The organism is Nonomuraea sp. NPDC050202 (assembly GCF_040656115.1).
GTDB lineage: Bacteria > Actinomycetota > Actinomycetes > Streptosporangiales > Streptosporangiaceae > Nonomuraea.
The window spans coordinates 121168-141023 of the sequence record NZ_JBFALF010000019.1; the positions used below are offsets into that span (position 1 = coordinate 121168).

The 19856-nt window shown below is 72.5% G+C and carries 16 protein-coding genes; 10 read left to right on the plus strand and 6 right to left on the minus strand.

Annotated elements, in window-relative coordinates; translation table 11 throughout:
- Positions 1 to 13: 13 nt before the first annotated feature.
- The gene (locus AB0I79_RS38120; RefSeq protein ID WP_357884224.1) at positions 14 to 1207 is read right to left on the minus strand and encodes a cytochrome P450; all 1194 of its coding nucleotides are present in this window, start codon (positions 1205 to 1207) and stop codon (positions 14 to 16) included.
- A 259-nt stretch (positions 1208 to 1466) separates the two neighbouring features.
- Here AB0I79_RS38120 and AB0I79_RS38125 point away from each other — a divergent pair, with 259 nt between their 5' ends.
- From AB0I79_RS38125 to thyX, 4 genes are all read left to right on the plus strand, one after another.
- Positions 1467 to 3605 carry an anthranilate synthase component I gene (locus tag AB0I79_RS38125; protein WP_357884226.1) on the plus strand — a complete coding sequence of 713 codons (2139 nt, stop codon included), beginning with the start codon at positions 1467 to 1469 and terminating at the stop codon, positions 3603 to 3605.
- A 45-nt stretch (positions 3606 to 3650) separates the two neighbouring features.
- Positions 3651 to 4796: an amidohydrolase family protein gene (locus AB0I79_RS38130; protein ID WP_357884228.1), complete on the plus strand. Its 1146-nt coding sequence runs from the start codon at positions 3651 to 3653 to the stop codon at positions 4794 to 4796.
- 167 nt (positions 4797 to 4963) lie between these two features.
- The gene (locus AB0I79_RS38135; RefSeq protein WP_357884230.1) at positions 4964 to 7591 is read left to right on the plus strand and encodes a M4 family metallopeptidase; all 2628 of its coding nucleotides are present in this window, start codon (positions 4964 to 4966) and stop codon (positions 7589 to 7591) included.
- Between the two features lie 138 nt (positions 7592 to 7729).
- Positions 7730 to 8512 carry an FAD-dependent thymidylate synthase gene (thyX, locus tag AB0I79_RS38140; RefSeq protein ID WP_357884232.1) on the plus strand — a complete coding sequence of 261 codons (783 nt, stop codon included), beginning with the start codon at positions 7730 to 7732 and terminating at the stop codon, positions 8510 to 8512.
- A 41-nt stretch (positions 8513 to 8553) separates the two neighbouring features.
- On the opposite strand, the gene AB0I79_RS38145 is transcribed toward thyX, so the two are convergent.
- A complete protein-coding gene (locus tag AB0I79_RS38145; RefSeq protein WP_357884234.1) occupies positions 8554 to 8865 on the minus strand; it encodes a hypothetical protein in 312 nt (103 codons plus the stop codon).
- A gap of 3 nt (positions 8866 to 8868) precedes the next feature.
- Positions 8869 to 9948: an exo-alpha-sialidase gene (locus AB0I79_RS38150; protein WP_357884236.1), complete on the minus strand. Its 1080-nt coding sequence runs from the start codon at positions 9946 to 9948 to the stop codon at positions 8869 to 8871.
- 153 nt (positions 9949 to 10101) lie between these two features.
- Here AB0I79_RS38150 and AB0I79_RS38155 point away from each other — a divergent pair, with 153 nt between their 5' ends.
- Positions 10102 to 10902 carry a helix-turn-helix transcriptional regulator gene (locus AB0I79_RS38155; protein WP_357884238.1) on the plus strand — a complete coding sequence of 267 codons (801 nt, stop codon included), beginning with the start codon at positions 10102 to 10104 and terminating at the stop codon, positions 10900 to 10902.
- 78 nt (positions 10903 to 10980) lie between these two features.
- Here AB0I79_RS38155 and AB0I79_RS38160 read toward each other — a convergent pair whose 3' ends face one another.
- Both AB0I79_RS38160 and AB0I79_RS38165 read right to left on the minus strand, forming a co-directional pair.
- Positions 10981 to 12447 (minus strand): sialidase family protein, encoded by a 1467-nt coding sequence (locus tag AB0I79_RS38160; RefSeq protein ID WP_357884240.1) that lies wholly within the window; start codon positions 12445 to 12447, stop codon positions 10981 to 10983.
- A gap of 98 nt (positions 12448 to 12545) precedes the next feature.
- On the minus strand, positions 12546 to 13664 hold the full coding sequence (locus tag AB0I79_RS38165; protein ID WP_357884242.1) for a globin domain-containing protein: 1119 nt from the start codon (positions 13662 to 13664) through the stop codon (positions 12546 to 12548).
- 466 nt (positions 13665 to 14130) lie between these two features.
- Here AB0I79_RS38165 and AB0I79_RS38170 point away from each other — a divergent pair, with 466 nt between their 5' ends.
- From AB0I79_RS38170 to AB0I79_RS38180, 3 genes are read left to right on the plus strand one after another with little or no spacing between them, the layout of a single operon-like run.
- The gene (locus tag AB0I79_RS38170; RefSeq protein WP_357884244.1) at positions 14131 to 14817 is read left to right on the plus strand and encodes a gamma-glutamyl-gamma-aminobutyrate hydrolase family protein; all 687 of its coding nucleotides are present in this window, start codon (positions 14131 to 14133) and stop codon (positions 14815 to 14817) included.
- A 9-nt stretch (positions 14818 to 14826) separates the two neighbouring features.
- Positions 14827 to 15741 carry an alpha/beta hydrolase gene (locus AB0I79_RS38175; RefSeq protein ID WP_357884246.1) on the plus strand — a complete coding sequence of 305 codons (915 nt, stop codon included), beginning with the start codon at positions 14827 to 14829 and terminating at the stop codon, positions 15739 to 15741.
- A complete protein-coding gene (locus AB0I79_RS38180) occupies positions 15741 to 16523 on the plus strand; it encodes an enoyl-CoA hydratase/isomerase family protein (protein ID WP_357884248.1) in 783 nt (260 codons plus the stop codon). Before AB0I79_RS38175 ends, AB0I79_RS38180 begins: the two co-directional genes overlap by 1 nt.
- A gap of 330 nt (positions 16524 to 16853) precedes the next feature.
- Here AB0I79_RS38180 and AB0I79_RS38185 read toward each other — a convergent pair whose 3' ends face one another.
- Positions 16854 to 17441, minus strand: coding sequence for a methyltransferase domain-containing protein (locus tag AB0I79_RS38185; protein ID WP_357884250.1), 588 nt, complete (start codon positions 17439 to 17441; stop codon positions 16854 to 16856).
- 128 nt (positions 17442 to 17569) lie between these two features.
- Between AB0I79_RS38185 and AB0I79_RS38190 the strand changes: the two genes are divergently transcribed.
- Positions 17570 to 19180 (plus strand): histidine kinase, encoded by a 1611-nt coding sequence (locus AB0I79_RS38190; RefSeq protein ID WP_357884252.1) that lies wholly within the window; start codon positions 17570 to 17572, stop codon positions 19178 to 19180.
- Positions 19177 to 19854 carry a response regulator transcription factor gene (locus AB0I79_RS38195; RefSeq protein WP_080040284.1) on the plus strand — a complete coding sequence of 226 codons (678 nt, stop codon included), beginning with the start codon at positions 19177 to 19179 and terminating at the stop codon, positions 19852 to 19854. The genes AB0I79_RS38190 and AB0I79_RS38195 overlap by 4 nt, the downstream gene beginning before the upstream one ends.
- Positions 19855 to 19856: the final 2 nt, after the last annotated feature.

Below are 19856 nucleotides of genomic sequence, written 5' to 3' on the forward strand. Positions count from 1 at the left end.
GTCAGGCAGGAGTCTATTGACCCGCGTCCCAGGTCACGGGCAGGCGGTGCACGCCGTAGATGAGCATGTCGGTACGGAGCGGCACCTCCCCGGGCTCGACGGCCAGCCGCAGCGACGGGAACCGCTCGAACAGCGCCGTGAAGCCCGCCCGCATCTCCACCCGCGCGAGCTGCTGGCCCAGGCACTGGTGCACGCCGTGGCCGAACGCCACGTGCCCGCCGCTCGCCCTGAGCAGCTCCAGCCGGTCGGGGTCGGCGAAGCGGCCGGGGTCGCGGTTGCCCGCCGCGATCGAGATCGTGACCGACTCCCCGGCACTGACCAGCTCGCCGCCCAGCTCCACGTCCTCCAGCGCGGTGCGGACGAGGAAGGGCACGACGCTGAGATAGCGCAGCAGCTCCTCCACCACCTGGTCCGCCCTGCCCGGCTCCGAGCGCAGCACGGCGAGCTGCCCGGGGTGCCGCAGCAGCGCGAAGGTGCCCAGGGCGAGCATGTTGGCCGTGGTGTCCAGGCCCGCGCCGAGCAGCATGAAGCCGATGTTGGCCAGCTCCTCGTCGGTCAGGTCGCTCGTGGTCAGCCCGCTGAGCATGTCGTCGGTGGGCGCGGCCCGCTTGGCGAGCACCAGCTCCTTCATGTGCGCCTGCATCGCGAGGTAGGCCGCGATCTTCTCCTCGTGCGGGACGTCCGCGCGCATGAGGGTGGTGCTCTGCGCCATGAACCGCTCGCGGTCCTGCTCCGGCACGCCGAGCAGCTCGCAGATCACCACGGCGGGGACCGGCGCCGTGAACGCCGCCACCAGGTCGGCGGGGGGACCCTGCCGCTCCATGGCGTCGAGGTGGATGCGGGTGATCTCCTCGATCCGCTCGGCGAGCTGCCGCATCCTGCGCACGGTGAACTCGCCGGTGAGCAGGTGCCGGTAGCGGGTGTGCACGGGCGGGTCGGTCGAGATGAACATCCCGGGCGGCGCCGGCCGGCCGGCCTGCCCGCCGGAGTCCATGGGCAGGTGCCGCAGCTCGGACCGCGCGCTGAAGCGGCGGTCGGCCAGCACCTCGCGGACCAGCGCGTGGCTGGTCACCAGCCAGCCCTGGTGCCCGTCGGGGTAGGCCAGCCGGGTGATCGGCCGGCTCTCGCGCAGCTCGCCCAGCTCGGCGGGCGGATCGAACGGCGTGGGCCGCCCGGTGGGCAGCACGATCGCCTCGGTCGGCGTCATGGGGGCTCCTTTCGGCCTCGTACGAATACAGTACAGCCCTGTATTGAAACCCTCGCAACCGGGTGGGCGCGTCGCGTTGCGCGATCATGGTCGGCCGGTTAGTCTGGACGGCATGCGAACTCACGCTCAGCTCCAGTGGTGGCGCCGCTCCTAGGCGGCGCGTGTTTCGCATTCCTTCAACGGACGGCCGCCCCGGATAGGCGGCCTTTCTCGTGTCCGCCCCGGGGCTCGATCATTTGATGTGGTAAAGGGGCAGCAAGTGGAGACGAGCGGATATACCACCGCCGGGGGCATCGGTGTCGAGCGCGAGACACGCGAGGTGGACGAGGCCGCCCTCGAAGAGATCGTGACGGCCCTGTCGGAGCGGCGCGGCGGCGCCTTCTCCTCCGGCATGGACTACCCGGGCCGCTACAGCCGATGGGCGTTCGGCTACGTCGATCCGTGCCTGGAACTGGTCGCCAAGGGCCGCAACATCTCGGCCACCGCGCTCAACGAGCGAGGCAGGGTCGTGCTGCCCGCCGTCACCTCCTGCCTGCTGGCCGCGGGCAAGCCGGTCACCGAGCCCACCGCCGACCGCGTCGAGGTGTTCGTGGCGGAGCCGGGCAAGGACCCCGCGGACCTGCTGCCGGAGGAGATGCGCAGCCGCAGGCCCACCGTGTTCACCGCGATCCGCGAGGTCATCGCCGCCTTCGCCGGCGACGACCCGCACCTCGGGCTCTACGGCGCCTTCGGCTACGACCTGGCCTTCCAGTTCGAGCCCATCAGGCAGGAGCTCGTCCGCCCCGACGACCAGCGCGACCTCGTGCTGCACCTGCCCGACCGGCTGGTCGTGATCGACCGGCAGCGGGAGACCAGCTTCGAATACCGCTACGAGTTCACCGTCGACGGCGCCACCACCCGCGGCCTGGAGCGCACCGGCACCTCCGCCCCGCCGGTCACGCCCGCCGAGCTGCCGAAGAACCCGGAGAAGGGCGAGTACGCCAAGGTCGTGGCGGCCGCCAAGGAGAAGTTCAAGCGCGGCGACCTGTTCGAGGTCGTGCCCGGCCAGGTCTTCCACGCCACCTGCACCGACCCGTCCGCCTTCTACCGCGGCCTGCGCCACAGCAACCCCGCCCCGTACGAGTTCATCATCAGCCTCGGCGAGGGCGAGCACCTCGTCGGCGCCTCACCCGAGATGTACGTCCGCGTCACCGGCGACCGCGTCGAGACCTGCCCCATCTCGGGCACGATCGCCCGTGGCAGCAACCCGGTCGAGGACGCCGAGGCCATCCGCACCCTCCTTTCGAGCGTGAAGGAGGAGTCGGAGCTGACCATGTGCACCGACGTCGACCGCAACGACAAGTCGCGCATCTGCGTCCCCGGCACCGTCAAGGTCATCGGCCGCCGCCAGATCGAGCTGTACTCCCGCCTGATCCACACCGTCGACCACATCGAGGGCCGGCTGCGCCCCGGGTTCGACGCGCTCGACGCCTTCCTCACCCACATGTGGGCCGTCACGGTCACCGGCGCGCCCAAGACCTGGGCCATGCAGTTCATCGAGGACCACGAGGCCACCACCCGCCGCTGGTACGGCGGCGCCATCGGCTTCATCGGCTTCGACGGCTCCATGAACACCGGCCTGACCCTGCGTACCGCGCAGATCAAGAACGGCGTCGCCACCGTCAGGGCCGGCGCCACGCTGCTGTTCGACAGCGACCCCGAGGCCGAGGAGCGCGAGACCGAGCTCAAGGCCAGCGCCCTGCTCGGCGCCCTGGCCACGGTCAACCAGCCCGAGGCCGTGAAGGGGCCCGAGCCCAGGGAGCAGCCCGGCCTGGGCATGAAGGTCCTGCTCGTCGACCACGAGGACTCCTTCGTCAACACGCTGGCCGACTACTTCCGCCAGGAGGGCGCCGACGTCGTGACGCTGCGCCACGGCTTCCCGGTCGCCATGCTCGACGAGATCGCGCCCGACCTGGTCGTGCTCTCGCCCGGCCCCGGCTGGCCGACCGACTTCGGCATCTCCGCCCTGCTCGACCAGGTCTACGCCCGCGACCTGCCCGTCTTCGGCGTCTGCCTGGGCCTGCAGGCCATGGTCGAGCACGCCGGCGGCACGCTGGAGCTGCTCGACTACCCCGAGCACGGCAAGCGCGGCCAGGTCGGCAGGCTCGGCGACAGCGCGCTGCTGGAGGGGCTGCCCGAGGAGTTCACCGCGGCCCGCTACCACTCGCTGCACGCCAAGCGGCCCGGCGTGGTCGGCTTCACCCCGACCGCGCTGACGCCCGACGGCAACGTCATGGCGATCGAGGACCCCGCACGGCGGCGCTTCGCCGTGCAGTTTCACCCCGAGTCGATCCTGACCCAGGAGGGCGGCGCGGGCGCGAAGATCATCGCGAACGTGCTACGTCTGTCCCGCAGGTAGGCAAAACCCGGGCGGGGGCGTGCGGGGCTCCCCTAGAGTTCCCGCATGCTCCCCGTAGACCTGCCCGGCACGGTGCGTGACGCGCTGCTCGCCCCGCTCGTCGACCATCACTGTCACGGGGTGCGGCGGGACGACCTGAGCAGAGCGCAGTTCGAGCTGCTCAGCGGCGAGGGCGGCAGCCCCGCGCCGCCCGGCACCACCCACTTCGACACGCCGTTCGGCGTGGCCGTGCGCCGCTGGTGCGCGCCGCTGCTCGACCTGGAGCCGCACGCGCCGCCGGCCGTCTACCTGGCCCGCCGCGCCGAGCTGGGGGCGGCCGAGGTGAACCGGCGGCTGCTGGCCGGCGCCGGCGTGGTGGCGTTCCTGGTGGACGCCTCCCACGAGGATCTGGAGGTGCTGACCGCCGCCGAGATGGGCCGGCACGGTGGCGCCGCCGCCGACGAGCTCGTACGCATCGAGCGCATCGAGCGCGACGTGGCCGCCACCGCGGAGCTCGCCGTGGACTACCTGGACAACCTGGGCGAGGAGCTGGCCGCCAGGGCCGCCAGGGCGGTCGGGCTCAAGACCGTCATCGGCGCCCTGTGCGGCCTCGACTTCGACCCCGCCCGCCCCGCCAGGGGGGCGGTGATCGCGGCGGCCAACCGGCGCCTGGCCGACCCCAAACAGCCGCTCACCGACCACGTGCTGCTGCGGTTCCTGCTCTGGAGCGCGGTGGACGTGGCCAGGGAGCGGGGGCTGCCGGTCCAGTTCCACACCGGGTTCGGCGGGCAGGCGGGCGAGCCGCACCGCGCCGACCCGGCCAGGCTGAGCGCGTTCGCCGGGGCGCTGCAACCGCTCGGCGTGCCGATGATCCTGCTGCACTGCTACCCGTTCCACCGCCAGGCCGCCCATCTGGCGGGGATCTTCCCGCACGTGTACGTGGACGTCGGCCTGGCCCTGCCGCACGGCGCCGCCGCCGCGGCCCGCGTCATGGACGAGTTGCTGGAGCTGGCGCCCTTCCACAAGCAGCTGTTCAGCTCGGGCTGCCGGGGTTTGGCCGAGACCGGCTACCTGGGCGCGCTGACCTACCGGCGGGCGCTGGGCGGGGCGCTGGAGGCGAGGATCGCGGCGGGGGAGTGGAGCACGTCCGACGCGGCGCGCATCGCTCACATGATCGGCTCGGGCAACGCCCGGCGGATCTACCGATTGTGAACTCCGCATGCGAAATCGCCGGAAAATCCATCATTCCAATTCGGATTGATCGAATTGTGATTTGTCTCTTTGTCAATTTCCCGGTGATGATCGGGGCGCCAGAAAGCCATCGCACACCTGGAGGTGTCGTGTCCTGGCGTCCTGTTACCCTTGTCGCTGCGTTATGCATGGCTTTGTCCGTACCGGGGGTGGCCGCGGCCGATGATCCGCCGCCCGAGGTGGAGAGCCGGGCGGGCACGCAGGCGCCCGCGGAGGTTTCCGGCCTGTCCGAGCCCGCCCAGGCGGGCGACCCCGTCGCGGCGGCCAGGGCGCACCTGGCCGACCCCCGCTACCACCTCGACCCCGCCGACCTCGCCCCGCTCCAGACCGTCGTGGACGGCCGGGACGAGACGGTCAGGTTCGCCCAGCGCCACCGCGGCCTGCCCGTCTTCGGCGCGCACTACCTCGTGCGCTTCCGCACCGACGGCGGCCGGCGCGAGGTGGTCGGCGCGGGTGGCCGCTTCCTCACCGAGCTGAACGTCGACCCCACCCCGGCCGTGACCGCGGAGACCGCCGCCAAGATCGCCCGCAACCTGATGCCGCGCCGGCGCGACGCCCGTGCCCGGATCGCGGCGAAGGCCGGCGAGCTGGTCGTGGTGCCGCGCGGCCAGGGCGTGCTGGCCTGGCACGTCGTGCTCAGCGGGCGCGCCACCGGGCAGACCGCTGGGCAGACCGCTGGGCAGCCCGCCGGGCGGCCGCTGCTGCTCGACGCGTACGTGGACGCCCACTCCGGCCGCCCCCTGTTCACCGTGGACCGGCTGCGCAGGGAAGGCCCGGTGGAGGGCAGCGGCCGGACCGCGCACGGCCGCGACGTCGTGCTCGAGGCCTACCAGCGCGCCGACGGCGCCTACGAGCTGCGCGACCGCTCCCGCTCGATGTGGAACGGCACCACCGGCGAGATCCTCACCTACGACGCCCAGGGCCGCGACGTCTTCGACTTCTTCGAACCCGGCATCCCGCCCGGCACGGAACTGGCCCGCTCGGCGACCCCCGTCTTCGGCCCCGAGCACACCGGGAGCGGCGCCGTGGACGCCCACTGGGGCGCCGGCCAGGTGTACGAGTACTACCGGGGGCTCGGCCGTGACGGCCTCGACGGCCGGGGCGGCACCATGTACTCCGTCGTCAACGTCACCGTGCAGGGCGAGCCGTTCGCCAACGCCTTCTGGGACGGCACCAAGATGGTCTACGGCGGGGGCGGCCCCGACTTCCACTCCTTCGCCGCAAGCCTCGACGTCGTCGGCCACGAGATGACCCACGGCGTCATCGAGCACAGCGCGAACCTGGTCTACCTCGGCCAGTCCGGCGCCATCAACGAGGGCCTGGCCGACTACTTCGGCAACGCCATCCAGGTGGACGCGCTCGGCATCCCGATGACCGACCCCGACGCGAGCCTGCTGGGCGAGGGCCTGTGCAAGACCCTGCCGCCCGCCGAGTGCGCGGGCCGCGACCTCGACGACGCCCGGGTGGCCGCCGAGGACTATCTCGGCCTGACCGTCGGCTTCGACAACGGCGGCGTGCACTACAACTCCACCATCTTCTCCGGCGCCCTGTGGGACGTCAGGGAGCAGCTCGGCGGCCGGAAGGCCGACAAGCTCGCCTACAAGGCGCTGACCGAGTACATGACGCCGCTCGACGACTTCACGGACGGCCGGCGCGCCGTCGAGTCGGCCGCCCGCGCCCTCGGCTGGTCCGCCCGCGACCGGCTGACGGTCGCGCGGGCGTTCGAGCGGCACGGCATCAGGCCGGGCTGGGAGCGGGCCATCCGCACCGACAGCCGCGTGCTCATCGACGGCATCACCGACTTCAACGCCATCCCCGACGTGGCCGGAGACCGCTACGTGATCTCCAACTCCTCGCCCGACGGCGCGGCCCCGTCCCGGATCCTCACCGGGCGCGTGCGCGGCGGGAAGCCCGTGACGCTGTCGGAGGACGACCGGTGGAACTACTACCCGGCCACCGACGGCGGGCAGGCCGTCTGGGCGTCGTACGACACCGCGATGACCACCTTCCGGATCCACGCCCGCCCGCTGGATGCGAGCAGCCCGCCGCGCCTGGTCCACCAGGCGCCCGACCTGGTCACCGAGCTGGACGTGGACGGCGAGGCCATCGCCTGGGAAGGCCTCGACCCGGCGAGCGGCGAGGTGGAGATCTGGATCAAGCGGGGCGACGCCGCGCCGGTCAAGGTCACCGCGGCGGCCGGCGTCAGCGGGTACATGCCGTCGGTCAAGGGCGGCAGGCTGGCCTACCTCCGCGTCTGGGAGGAGGGCGGCGCCTTCCACAGCACGCCCGCGATCTACGACCTGGCGACCGGCACCGAGACCGTCGTCCCCGAGATGCCCGGCACCGGAGACCTGCCCTCGGACAGCGTCCTGCCGGTCATGCTCAGCCGGCACGTCGTCTGGACGGTCGACACCAACGCCGACGGCCGCTACGCCATCATGCGCGCCGCCGCCGACGGCACGGGCACGACCGCCCTCGTACCCGACGGTCCGGCCGCGCCGTCTCCCGTCTGGTTCCACGCCGGTGACACGAGAGTCGCCATCGGCGCGTGGCCCGACGGCGACACGCTGGAGAACGCCACCCTGGCCAAGATCTTCCAGATGCCGCTCACCGGCGGGTCGCTGCAGCGCCACTCCTGCAACAGAGGTCTGCAGGACTACTTCTCCGTGGGGGACAGCGGCACCATCGTCTGGCTCGACGGCACGGACGGGAACACCGACCTGGTGACCCGCGACAGGCCCGCCGTCCGCTGCTGACGCGAGGCACGCCAGGCCGCTGACCTGGTGAGGCGCCCGCCGGACCATGGAGAGGGGGCGGCGGGCGCCGACTCGCGCGCGGGGCCGTGACCTGGTTTGCTTGGGCCGTCACACTGCCGATCCGAGCGGGGGCTCCCCATGCGCACAGTCGAACCCGAGGTCTTCATCGTCGCCCGTCCGTCCCTGGACTACGACGAGCTGGCCCGCTACCTGCGCGAGGTCGGTGGCGAGAGCTGGCTGGAGCGGCTCGACCGCGGCGACCTCGACGCCCAGAACCTCGCCGAGTTCGCCGGCCGGCTCTGCTACCGCTCCTTCGAGCCCGGCCTCAACCCCAACGTGGTCAGGATCAGGGAGAACCAGGACGACTACCTGCGCAACATCCTGGCCAGCGCGCACGGGTCGGTCCTCGAGCACGTCAGCTTCAGCTTCGTGCTGCACAACGTCAGCCGGGTCCTGACGCACGAGCTGGTCCGGCACCGTCCGGGCGTGGCCATCTCGCAGGAGTCGCTGCGCTTCGTCCGGCTCGACGAGCTGCCGTTCTGGTTCCCCGAGTGGGCGCAGGCCGACGAGGAGCTGATGAAGCGGGCCACGGCCGTGCTGGAGCAGCTCGAGCAGTTCCAGCTCTGGATGGCCGGGCACTTCGGGCTCGACGAGGAGGGCGTGCCGTTCTCCGAGAAGAAGCACCGCACCTCGTTCATGCGCAGGTTCGCCCCCGAGGGCCTGGCGACCGGGCTGGTGTGGACCGCGAACGTGCGCACGCTGCGGCACACGATCGAGGCCCGCACCGCCGCCGGCGCGGAGGAGGAGATCCGCCTGCTGTTCCAGCGCATCGGCGAGCTGATGCGCGAGGAGGCCCCCGCCCTCTTCAGCGACTACGTCGTCGAGGACGGGGCCTGGATCCCCGGCTGGCGCAAGGTCTGAGCGCCCGCCCGAGCGCCGCGACCCCGCGCTCGGGCGAGCAGTCAGGCCAGCGCGGGGAGCACGTAGACCTTGGCGCCCGGGGGCAGGGCACAGTCGAGCCCGCCGAGCCCGTGGGCGTTCTCCCCGCACACGATCATGCTGATGTGCCTGCGGATGCGCCCGTACTCGTCGCGCAGCCGCTCCTCCAGCATCGGATGCGTACGCCGCAGCATGTCCAGTGCCGAGCCCAGGGTGGGCGGCGAGTCGCGGTCGGCGCCGACGGCGAAGACCTTGACCTCCGTGCGCCCGCTCACCCACCTCCGCAGCGAGCTGGGCAGCACGAACACCACCATCGTCACCGGTGTCGACACCATGCGCTAGAGCACCGCCGCACGCACGGTCAGCACGTCGGGCAGGTGGGCGGCGACCAGTGACCAGGTCTCGCCGTCGTCGCGCGAGCCGTAGACCTCGCCGTCGCGGGTGCCGAAGAACACCCCGGCCTCCGAGGCGGTCATCGCGTCACGCAGCACGGTCGCGTGCACCGGCCCCTCGGGCAGCCCCTTCGAGAACGCCTGCCAGGTCTTGCCGGCGTCGTCGCTGCGGTGCGGCTGGTAGCGGTGGCCGACCGGCGTGCGGTCGATGTCGGCCGTCAGCGGCAGCACGTAGATCGTGTCGGGCCGCGACGGGTGCACCACGATCGGGAACCCGAAGTCCGACGGCAGCGACGAGCCGATGTCGTGCCAGCTCCCGCCGAAGTCGTCACTGCGGTAGACGCCGAAATGGTGCTGCAGGTAGAGCCGCTCCGGCCGGGACGGGTGCATGCACACCTTGTGCACGCACTGCCCGAACTCCGGGTACTGCTGCCCCTCCGGCATGAACGGGGCCCGGATGTTCTTGTTGGCCGCCTCCCACGACAGCCCGCCGTCGGTGCTGCGATAGAAGCCGGCGGCCGACACCGCGACCGCCACCAGCTCGGGGTCGGTGGGGTGGTTGACGATCGTGTGCAGGCACAGGCCGCCGCCGCCCGGCTGCCACTGCTCGCGGTGCGGGTGCTCCCAGAGCCCCTCGACGAGCTGGTAGGTGGCCCCGCGATCCTCGGAACGGAACAGCGCGGCCGGCTCGACCCCCGCCCACACCACGCCGGGCTCCGACGGCGACGGCGCGAGCTGCCAGACCCTGGTCAGCGTCGCCCCGGTCTTCTCGGGGAACGCGATCGGCGGCCGCTCGGCCTCCTGCCACGTCGCGCCGAGGTCGTCGGAGTACATGACGGACGGGCCGAAGTGGCCGTACTCGATGCCGGCCAGCAGCCGGGGTGTGGCGCCGCGCGTGTCGATCGCGACCGAGGGGATCGCGACCGTGGAGAACTGGATCGGCTCGATCTGGAAGGGGCCGCCGCCGATCGAGCGGGCGAGGAACAGGCCCTTGCGGGTGCCGATCGCGACCACTGCGTCACTCATAGCATCGCTCCCATGTTGGCTTGCGGCCATCGTGCCACGCGGGACCGACAGTTACCGAGGACTGGGAGATTCCTCGCGCAAGCAGGGCGTGGACCTCGCGCATTACCTGGCGGGTAATCGAGGCCCTTCCCTCCTCCCGCTACCGTGTCCGGCATGGGAGCTGTTGCCGTACATGAGGATTCCTTTGGTGAGTTGCTGCGGTCGTGGCGCCAGCGCAGGCGGGTGAGCCAGCTCGACCTGGCCATCGAGGCCGAGGTGTCGGCGCGGCACATCAGTTTTCTGGAGACGGGCCGCGCCCGCCCGAGCCGCGAGATGGTGATGAAACTGGCCGAGGAGCTGGAGGTGCCGCTGCGGCACCGCAACAGGTTGCTGGTGGCGGCCGGGTTCGCGCCCGTCTACCCCGAGCGGGAGGTACGCGCCCCCGAGATGGAGGTGGTCCGGCAGGCGCTGGACAAGATCCTGGCCGGGCACGAGCCGTACCCGGCGGTCGTGGTGGACGCGACGTGGAACCTGGTGGCGGCGAACGCGGCGGCGGCGATGTTCATGGAGGGGGTGCCCGCCGAGCTGCTGCGGGAGCCGATCAACGTGATGCGGCTGTCGCTGCACCCGCAGGCGATGGGCGGGCGGCTGCTGAACCTGGCCGAGGTGCGGGCCCACCTGCTGCACCAGCTCCGCAGGCAGGCCGAGATGTCCGGGAACGGGCAGCTCGCCGAGCTGCACGACGAGCTGGCCTCCTACACCTATCCGGGGGTGGATCTCAACGTGGCGCACGTGCCCGGGCCCGCCGACATCCTGGTGCCGCTGCGGATCGCGGCCGGGGACCGGGTGCTGTCGATGTTCACCACGATCGCGACGTTCGGCACGCCGGTGGACGTGACGGTGTCCGAGCTGGCCATCGAGACGTTCTGGCCGAGCGACGAGGAGACCGCCGCCGCGTTCCGCGGGACCGGTTAGACCGGAGCCCGGTGGCGGGTCGCCAGGGGGACGCGCACGCCGGGAGGCCAGGACGCGCTCCGCCGGGGGAGAGGGCCGTCAGCGGGCGGTCGCGGACGCGCCCGCCGGGGGCTCGCCGCTGGCGACGGCCGCCTCGATGGCGATGGTGGGCGGCTCCCCGCCCGTGATCGGCAAGCCGCCCGTGACCGTGTGCGTCCGTACGTTGAACGCCCCGCCCGCCGGCGCCCCCGCCACCGCGAACGCCGGGAAGGCGCCGCCGCCCGGCACCACCGAGGTGGAGATGTAGTCGCCCACCGTGCGGCCCTGCGTGCTGTTCGCCAGCCAGTCCAGCGCCATGCCCGCGTGCAGCTCCAGCGGCGGCGACCAGCTCGCGCCGCCGTTCGTGGAGGAGGTGTAGGCGACCGTGAGACGGCAGGTGGCGGGCGCGCAGGCGGCGTCGGGGTAGCGGTAGTAGGCCAGCGCGAGCCGCGCCCCCTTGCCCGAGTCGCCGCCGGAGCTCTCGCGGTCCACGCCGAGGCCGGGGATGAAGTGGTCGCCGCCGTCCTCGGTGACCCGGAGCGCCTCGCCCCACCGGGTGCCGTTGGCCGACGTGCTCAGCACGATGTCGTTGCCCGCGCACCGCACCTGGAAGCGGCAGTCCTGCCAGACGACGTACACGGTGCCGGCCGCGTCCACCTCGGCCGACGGCAGCGGCGCGGCCCGCAGCCCGCCCGCGACCGTGTGCCGCTGCACCCGCGAGACCAGCACGCTCTCGCCCCAGCTCGCGCCGCCGTCACGGGAGCGGAAGGAGCGGATCTCGCCGCCCTCGCTCAGGTACGGCACCACCACGGCGCCGTCCGGCCGTACCACCGGCTGCCCGCCCAGGCCGTTGGCGGAGGTGCCGGTCACGGCCCAGGTCAGGCCGCCGTCCGTCGAGCGGGCGACCTTGATCGCGTTGCCCGCGGCGTGGTCGTCGAAGACCGCGTAGCAGGTGCCGCGGAACGCGCTGTCCGCGCCGTTGTCGCAGACGGCCCAGCTCTTGTCCAGGTCGCCGCCGGTGGCGGTGGTGACCGGCGTGCTCCAGGTCAGGCCGCCGTCGGTGGAGCGGCTGGTCAGCACCGCCGCCCCGGTGACCCCGCCCGCGTCGGTGAGCGCGAGCGAGGTGATCAGCCAGGCGCCGTGCTCGGCGTCGAAGGCCGCCGACGGGTCGCTGACCCGCCCGTACGGGCCGCCGCCGAACGCCGTGATCGCGGGCAGCGTGCCCTTCGTCCAGGTGCCGCCGTTGTCGGTGGACGTCGCGAACGTGATGCCGGACGCCCCTCCGTCGTGGAAGCGGCCCGCCTGCTGGGCGGTCACGATCGTCGAGTCCCACTGGTAGGTGTCGGGCCCGGCCGAGGTGCCGTACTGGGCGGTGCTGTTGGCGTACGCGTCCGACGCCAGCTCGGTCAGCGGCACGGCCTCCGAGGCCGTTCCCGCCGCCGCGGTGGGGGGCGGGGATAACAGCAGGGTCGCGGTGACGACGGTGACGAGTCCGCCGATTACTCGGCGCCGGGCGGGCGATGGCACGTTTCACCTCACATGGCGTGTCAACATCCACTTGGCACCGTCCAGCGCCCGCTGTCAACCTCCCGATCTGCAACCCGCCCCTTCTCGCGGCGGGCAGGTCAGTGTTCGCCGTGGATGATGTCCCGGTGGATCCGCGCCAGCGGCACGCCGTCGATCTGCAGGTTGCGCACGGTCTCGTTGACCATCGAGGACGGGCCGCACACGTACACGTCGTGCTCGGCCCACGAGTGGAAGCGCCGCGTCACCTCGGGCAGGCTGCCGCGCATGCCGTCGTAGGAGGGCTGGTCCGACACCACCGGCAGCACCCTCAGCCAGGGGAAGGCCGCCTCCATCCTGATCAGGTCCGGCAGGTCGTACAGCTCGGCGGCCGTGCGGGCGCCGTACAGCAGGTGGATGTTGGGGCGGCGGCCTGAGGCGATGACGGACTCGATGATCGCCTTCAGCGGCGCCAGGCCGGTGCCGCCGGCCACGCACAGCATGTCGCGCACGCTGTGCTCGCGCGGCGCCATCGTACCCATCGGCGGGCCCAGCATGAGCGTGTCGCCGACCCGGGTGTGGCCGGCCAGCGTGGTCGAGACCCAGCCGCCGGGCACCGAGCGCACGTGCAGCCTGATCGTGTTGTCCGGGCGCGGCGCGTTCGCGATGGAGAACGTCCGCCACACGCGCGGCCAGCGCGCCGTCTGCACGTTGACGTACTGGCCAGGCGTGAACGGCAGGCGCTGCGTGGGCCGCAGCGTGAGCACCGCGATGTCCCGGTGACGCATCTCGTGGTCGATGACCTCGGCCAGCCACCAGGCGGGGGAGACCCCCGAGTCCGACTCGGCCGACTCGATCATGAGGTTGGCGGCCGCCGTGTACGCCGACACCCACGCCGCCTCGATCTCGTGGTTCCAGACGTCGGCCGCGAACCGGCGGATCGTGGCCAGCAGGGCGTTGCCCACGGCCGTGTAGTGCTCCGCGATCACGCCGTACTTGCGGTGGTCCCTGCCGAGCTGCCCGAGGAAGGCCGCCAGGCTGTCCGGGCTGTCCAGGCTCCACACGATCCGGGTCAGCGCTCCGAACAACCGATCCCGCTGGACGTCCATGGCGGGCGGGAACATGCCTCGTAACTGTGGATTCTCGGCGAACAAGCGGCCGTAGAAGTAGGCCGTCGCCTTGTCGGCCATGGGTTCGACGACGGAGAAACTCTCCTTGACCAGACGCGGATTCAACGACATCTATCCAGCCCCACCTTTGACCGGAAACGCATTCCGGTCTCGACCTGCACCTCCCTGACAGTCCGGGTCGCGAGCGCGGGGCCCTCCCCGGCCATTCCCGTGCGCTCAAAATTGAGTCTTACACCACTGATGACGCGTCACAACCGATTCCCACCAATTTCGCGCAGTTTCGGTCGAGAAAGGCGAAGATAAATAATATTCGTATTCTGCGGGTCGAGCGGGCGCGGCGGACGGGCACGGCCGGCGGGCGCGCCGGCGACCGCGGTGGGGCGTCCCCCCGGCGCGGCGAGCCTCGCCGCCGGCGACGGCACGGGGCGAATCGCGGAAAGCCCGTGCGCGGGGAGGCAAGGGATCTTCGGGAGGGGTGACATATCGGAAAGGGAGTGCGCCATGATGGGGCATGGGGCCGTCACCGGGAGTCCGAAGCCGGCGGCCGCCCGACTCCACCATGCCCCCTGGAGATCGCATGTCCCGACCGCTGATCGGCATCACCGCCTACTTCGAAGCAGCCCGCTGGGGCGACTGGGTGCGGGAGGCCGTGCTCGCGCCGCCCTCCTACGCCAAGGCGGTCGGGCGGGCAGGGGGCGCGCCGGTGGTGCTGCCGCCCCTGGCCCCCAGCGCAGTGGACGACTACGTCCGCGGCCTGAAAGGCGTCGTCCTGGCCGGCGGCGTCGAGGTGGGGGCCGACACCTACAGCGGCGAGCAGGACGAACGGGTCCACGAGCCGCAGGCGCAGCGCGACCGGTTCGAGCTGGCCCTGGCCAGGGCGGCGGTACGCGCCGACGTGCCCATCCTGGCCATCGCCAGGGGCATGCACGTGCTCAACGTCGCCCAGGGCGGCACGCTGATCCCGTGGCTGCCCGACGTGCTCGACAGCGACCGGCACGCCGAGTCGGACGGCGGCCACACGATCCAGGTCAGCGTCTCCAGCAAGCTCGGCAAGGCGGTCGGCGATCGCGTCGAGGCCAGCGCCCCGCACCACCAGTCCGTACGCCGCCTGGGCTCCGGCCTGCTGGCCGTGGCCTGGGCCGAGGACCAGATCGTGGAGGGCATCGAGCTGCAGGGACACCGGTTCGGCGTCGGCGTCCAGTGGCACCCGGAAAGGAGCGCCGACAACCGGCTCTTCGATGCGTTCATCGAGGCGGCCCGCTAGGCTGCGATCATGCCGCTGCACCCCCAGGCGCGGGAGTACCTCGCCCGGTACCCATCGGATCTGAACGCCGACCTGGCCGCGCTCGATCTGGACGCGATCAGGCAGATGCGCGCGCAGGACGCCTTCGCGGCCTTTCGCGGGCCGCAGACGAAGCTGCCGTTCGTGCGCGACGAGGAGGCCGAGGGCGTCCCCATCCGCATCTACCGCGCCGACCCCGGCGACGACCCGCTGCCGGTCGTGGTCTACTTCCACGGCGGCGGCTGGGTGCTCGGCAGCGTCAAGCGCAACGACGCGGCCGCCCGCGACCTGGCCATCCGCACGGGCGCGGTGGTGGTCTCGGTCGACTACCGGCTGGCGCCCGAGCATCCGTTCCCGGCCGCCGCCGACGACGCCTGGACGGTCGTGCGCGACATCTTCGCCAGGCCCGCCTTCTACCAGTGCAACGGCAGCGTCGCGGTGAGCGGCGACAGCGCCGGCGGCAACCTGGCCGCCGTGGCCGCCTGGCAGGCCCGCGACGCCGGCCTGCGGCTGGCCCACCAGGTGCTCGTCTACCCGGTGCTCGACGTGGCCATGGACACCCCCAGCTACGCCGAGTTCGCCAAGGGCTTCGGCCTGGACGCCGAGGAGATGGCCTGGTTCGCCCGCCAGTACGCGCCCGGCGCCGACCCGGCCGACCCGAGGCTGTCCCCGCTGCGCCTGCCCGACGTGTCCGGCCTGGCCTCCGCCACCGTCGTGACGGCCGGCTGCGACGTGCTCAGGGACGAGGGCGAGCGCTACGCCGCCCGCCTGGCCGAGGCGGGCGTGCCGGTCGACCTGCGCAGGTTCGAGGGTGCGGTGCACGCTTTCTACGTCCTGCCCGGCCTGTTCGACCAGGCGATCGAGGCCCGCGAGTACGTCGCGGAGCGGCTGCGGGAGCACCTGTGATGGACGCCTACACCAAGCTCCAGCTCGACACCCCGGCCGAGGGCGTGCTGCGGATCACGATCAGCGAGCCGGCCCGGCTCAACGCCGTGGACGCGACCGCCCACCGCGAGCTGGGCGAGGTCTGGCGCGACGCCAACCGCGACGAGAGCGTGCGCGCGATCGTGGTCAGGGGAGAGGGCCGGGCGTTCTCGGCGGGCGGCGACCTGTCCATGATCGAGGAGATGATGCGCGACCACGCCACGCGGCTGCGCGTGTTCGCCGAGGCCCGCGACATCGTCTACAACGTGCTCAACTGCTCCAAGCCGGTCGTCTCCGCCATCCAGGGCCCGGCCGTCGGCGCGGGGCTGGCGGTCGCGCTGCTGGCCGACATCTCCGTGGCGGGCCGTACCGCCAGGATCATCGACGGCCACACCAGGCTCGGCGTCGCGGCCGGCGACCACGCCGCGATCATCTGGCCGCTGCTGTGCGGCATGGCCAAGGCCAAGTACCACCTGCTGCTGTGCGAGCCCGTCACCGGTGCGCAGGCCGAGCGGATGGGGCTGGTCAGCCTGTGCGTGGACGACGACCAGGTGCACGACAAGGCCATGGAGATCGCCGTCCGGCTCGCCGCCGGCGCCCAGGAGGCGATCAGGCTCACCAAGTACTCGCTCAACAACTGGCTGCGCCTGGCCGGCCCCGCCTTCGACGCCTCGCTCGCCATGGAGTTCCTCGGCTTCACCGGCCCCGACGCGGCCGAGGGCGTGCGCGCGCTGCGCGAGAAACGCCCCCCGGCCTTCGGCTGATCCGGGCCCGCGTGCCGCGCGAAACCGGCCCCCGGCCTCGGCTGATCCGGGCCCGCGTGCCGCGCGGAACCGGCCCCGGGACTTCGGCCGGGCCAGGATCCGCGCGCGGGACGAATGCTTCCCCCGGCCTCGGGTAGTCGGGCTTCACGGAGGACGACGACGGGGGGAGGAGGTCATCCAGCGCGGCTACCGTCGCGGGAAAGCCGCGGGGCGGTCCGAGTGCCCGCGCCGCGAGGGGTTGAGCAACCAGCTCCCCGCTTACAGGCGTGGCCCGCCCGATTTCGGCGCCAATCGGGCGGCCGGGCTCCCCGCCCCTCTCCGGACCCGGACCTACCGGGGACGGCGGGCGTGGAACACGAAGGCCGGCGGAGTGTTCCGCCACACCGTACGCCCCTGCACCACTTCCTCGAACCGCTCCGCCAGCAGCGCACGGAAGCGCCGCGCCGAGCTGAGCGGGATGGCGTGGATGTAGGAGAACGTGGTGAACGCCGCTCCCGGGTTCATCGCCCCCGTCACGGCATCGAGCAGCTCGCGCTGCAACTGGTCGGGGAACGCCGCCCACGGCAGCCCGCTCACGACCACGTCCGCCATTCTCAGCCCGCGGTCGGCCAGCAGCTTGCTCAGGCGCGTGGCGTCCTCGTTCGCCACGTCCACCTTCGGGAACCGCTCGGCCAGCAGCCGGGCCATCGGCTCGTTCAGCTCGACGGCCAGATGGTGACCGCGCCCGCCCAGCCGCTGCTGGATCTCCGCGGTGAACGGGCCGGTACCCGGCCCGAGTTCGACGACGATCGGCTCGCCCTTCTCCGGGACCGGCGCGCAGACGGCCGCGGCCAGGTGCCGCGAGCTCGGCGCGAGCGCGCCGATCGCCGTGGGGTTGCGCAGGAACTGTCCGAGGAACAGTGCGGTGTCGTTGGGCATGAACCGAACCTAGGCCGTGATCGCGTGTGATCGCTCCGCCGTCCGGGCGGACCTCCGGCCACTTGGAGGAGGCGCGCTCCTCCGCCAGGAGGACCGGGCTCGTCCGGCGGGGCGGATACGGTGTGTGCATGCGTTGGCGTGGTGTGCCGCTCGATGTCCTGCTCGCGGCCTCTGGAGTGGGTCTCGACCTGCTCACCACGGCGCACGCGGGAGACACAGAGTACCTGCCTGCCGAGATGAACATCCCCATGGCCCTGCTGGTCGGCCTGCCCATGGGGCTGGTGCGCCGCTGGCCGGTCCTCGTCAGCCTCTACCTCGCGACCGCCCTGTTCGTCACCGACCAGCTCGGCTCGTTCACCTCCAACACCGCCCAGATCCTCGTCTGCGTGTCGCTGGGCGTGGCCGGATACAGCTCGAAGGTGCGCGCCACCGCGGTCGCCGTTGCCGCGTCGATCTTCGCGACCGCGTTCAACATCGCCGACCCGGGGGTCGCGCTCACCGGCAACATGTGGATGTACTCCATCCTGCTGCCCGTCTTCCCCGCCGTGCTGGGCTCGTACCTGCGCAGCTCGGCCGAGCGCCTCGAGGAGCGCGAGGTCACCCCCGACGCGCTGCTCGCGGCGGGCGGCGTGGCGATCACCGTGCTGAGCACGTGGACCACCTGGCACTCCGGCGCCCAGCCCGTCTGGGTGGTCGGCCTGCTCGCCGTGGTGGGCGGCCTGTCGCTGGGCGTCGCCAGGCGGCTGCCCGGCCTGGTCTTCCTCCTGCAGGGCGTGCTGCTGGTCTCCGCCGACACCTACCTGAACGACGCCGTCAACACGTGCGTGATCCTCACCCTCATCGCCATTGGCGTCTTCGCCATGAGAGTGGTGTCCTGGGCGTGGACGGTGGCCGCGTACGTGACCGGCTGCCTGCTCACCGCGATCGCCGTCGTCGGCGACGACACCGAGATCACGCCGTTCCGCGTGGGGGTGCTCATGACGCTGGTCGCCACGCCCATCGCGATCGGCCGCTACCTGGGCGTGCGCAGGGAGGCCGCGGCCACCGAGAAGCTGGTCGCCGAGGAGGCCGCCCGCGCCGCCGTCGCCCAGGTGCGCGCCGACCAGCTCGCCGAGCGCGAGCGCATCGCCCGCGACGTGCACGACATCGTCGCCCACCACGTCGGCGCCATGGTGCTGCGGGCCAGCGCCGCCCGCTACGCCGCCCCCGACGGGCCCGTCGCCGACGCGCTCAACGACATCCGGGAGACCGGCCACCAGGTGCTGCAGGACCTGCGCGACCTGCTCGACCTGCTGCGCGACCCCGACCGCCAGCCCGACCTGCTGGCCAACCCCGCCGACGTCGTACGCGAGTCCGCCGAGCGCATGGCCGCCGCCGGCCTCGTCGTCGACCTCGACCTCGACCCGGCCACCGACCAGGCGCCCCTCATCGCCCGCACCTCAGCGGCCCGCATCGTCCAGGAAGGACTGACGAACGTGCTCAAACACGCAGGCCCCGGCACCCGGGTCCGCGTATCCGTGACGCCCTCCGAGGAGGGTCTGGACGTCGAGATCCGCAACGGCCGCCCGCCCACCGCCATCGAGCGGCTGCCCTCCTCCGGGCGCGGCCTGGCCGGCATGCGCGAGCGCGTACGCACCCTCGGTGGCACCCTCAGCGCCGGGCCCGACGGCGAGGGCGGCTGGCTGCTGGCCGCCCACCTGCCCACCCACACCCGCCTCTCCCCGGGCAGCGCCGCATGATCCGCGTGCTGGTGGCCGACGACCAGGCGCTCGTCCGCGCGGGCGTGCGCATGCTGCTGCAGGCCACGGGCGACATGGAGGTTGTGGGCGAGGCGGAGGACGGCGCCGAGGCCGTCCGACTGGCCGAGCGCCACCTGCCCGACGTGATCCTCATGGACCTGCGCATGCCCAGGGTCGACGGCCTGGAGGCGATCAAGCGCGTGCTGGCCGCCCGGCCCGGCACCAGGATCGTGGTGCTGACCACGTTCGCCGAGGACGGCAACGTCTACGCCGCCCTGCGCGCCGGCGCCGTGGGGTTCCTGGTCAAGGACGACGAGCCGGAGCGCATGGTCGACGCCGTGCGCAGGGCCGCGGCCGGCGAGCAGCTCCTGGCTCCCTCCGTGCTGCGCCGGGTCGTCGAGCGCTTCCTGGCCGCCGAGGAGCAGGCCGCCCCCGCCGCCCCGCCGGGGCTGACCGAGCGCGAGCTGGAGGTGCTGGCCCTGGTCGGCACCGGCCTGTCCAACGCCGAGATCGCCGAGGAGCTGCACGTCGGCGTCACGACGGTCAAGACGCACATCGCCGCCGCGATGGAGAAGCTGGGCCTGCGCAACCGCATCCAGGCCGCCGTCGTCGCCCACCGCACCGGCCTCGTGGACGCCTCCTTCCGGCCCGTACGCCAGCCGCGCGGCGGCTGAGG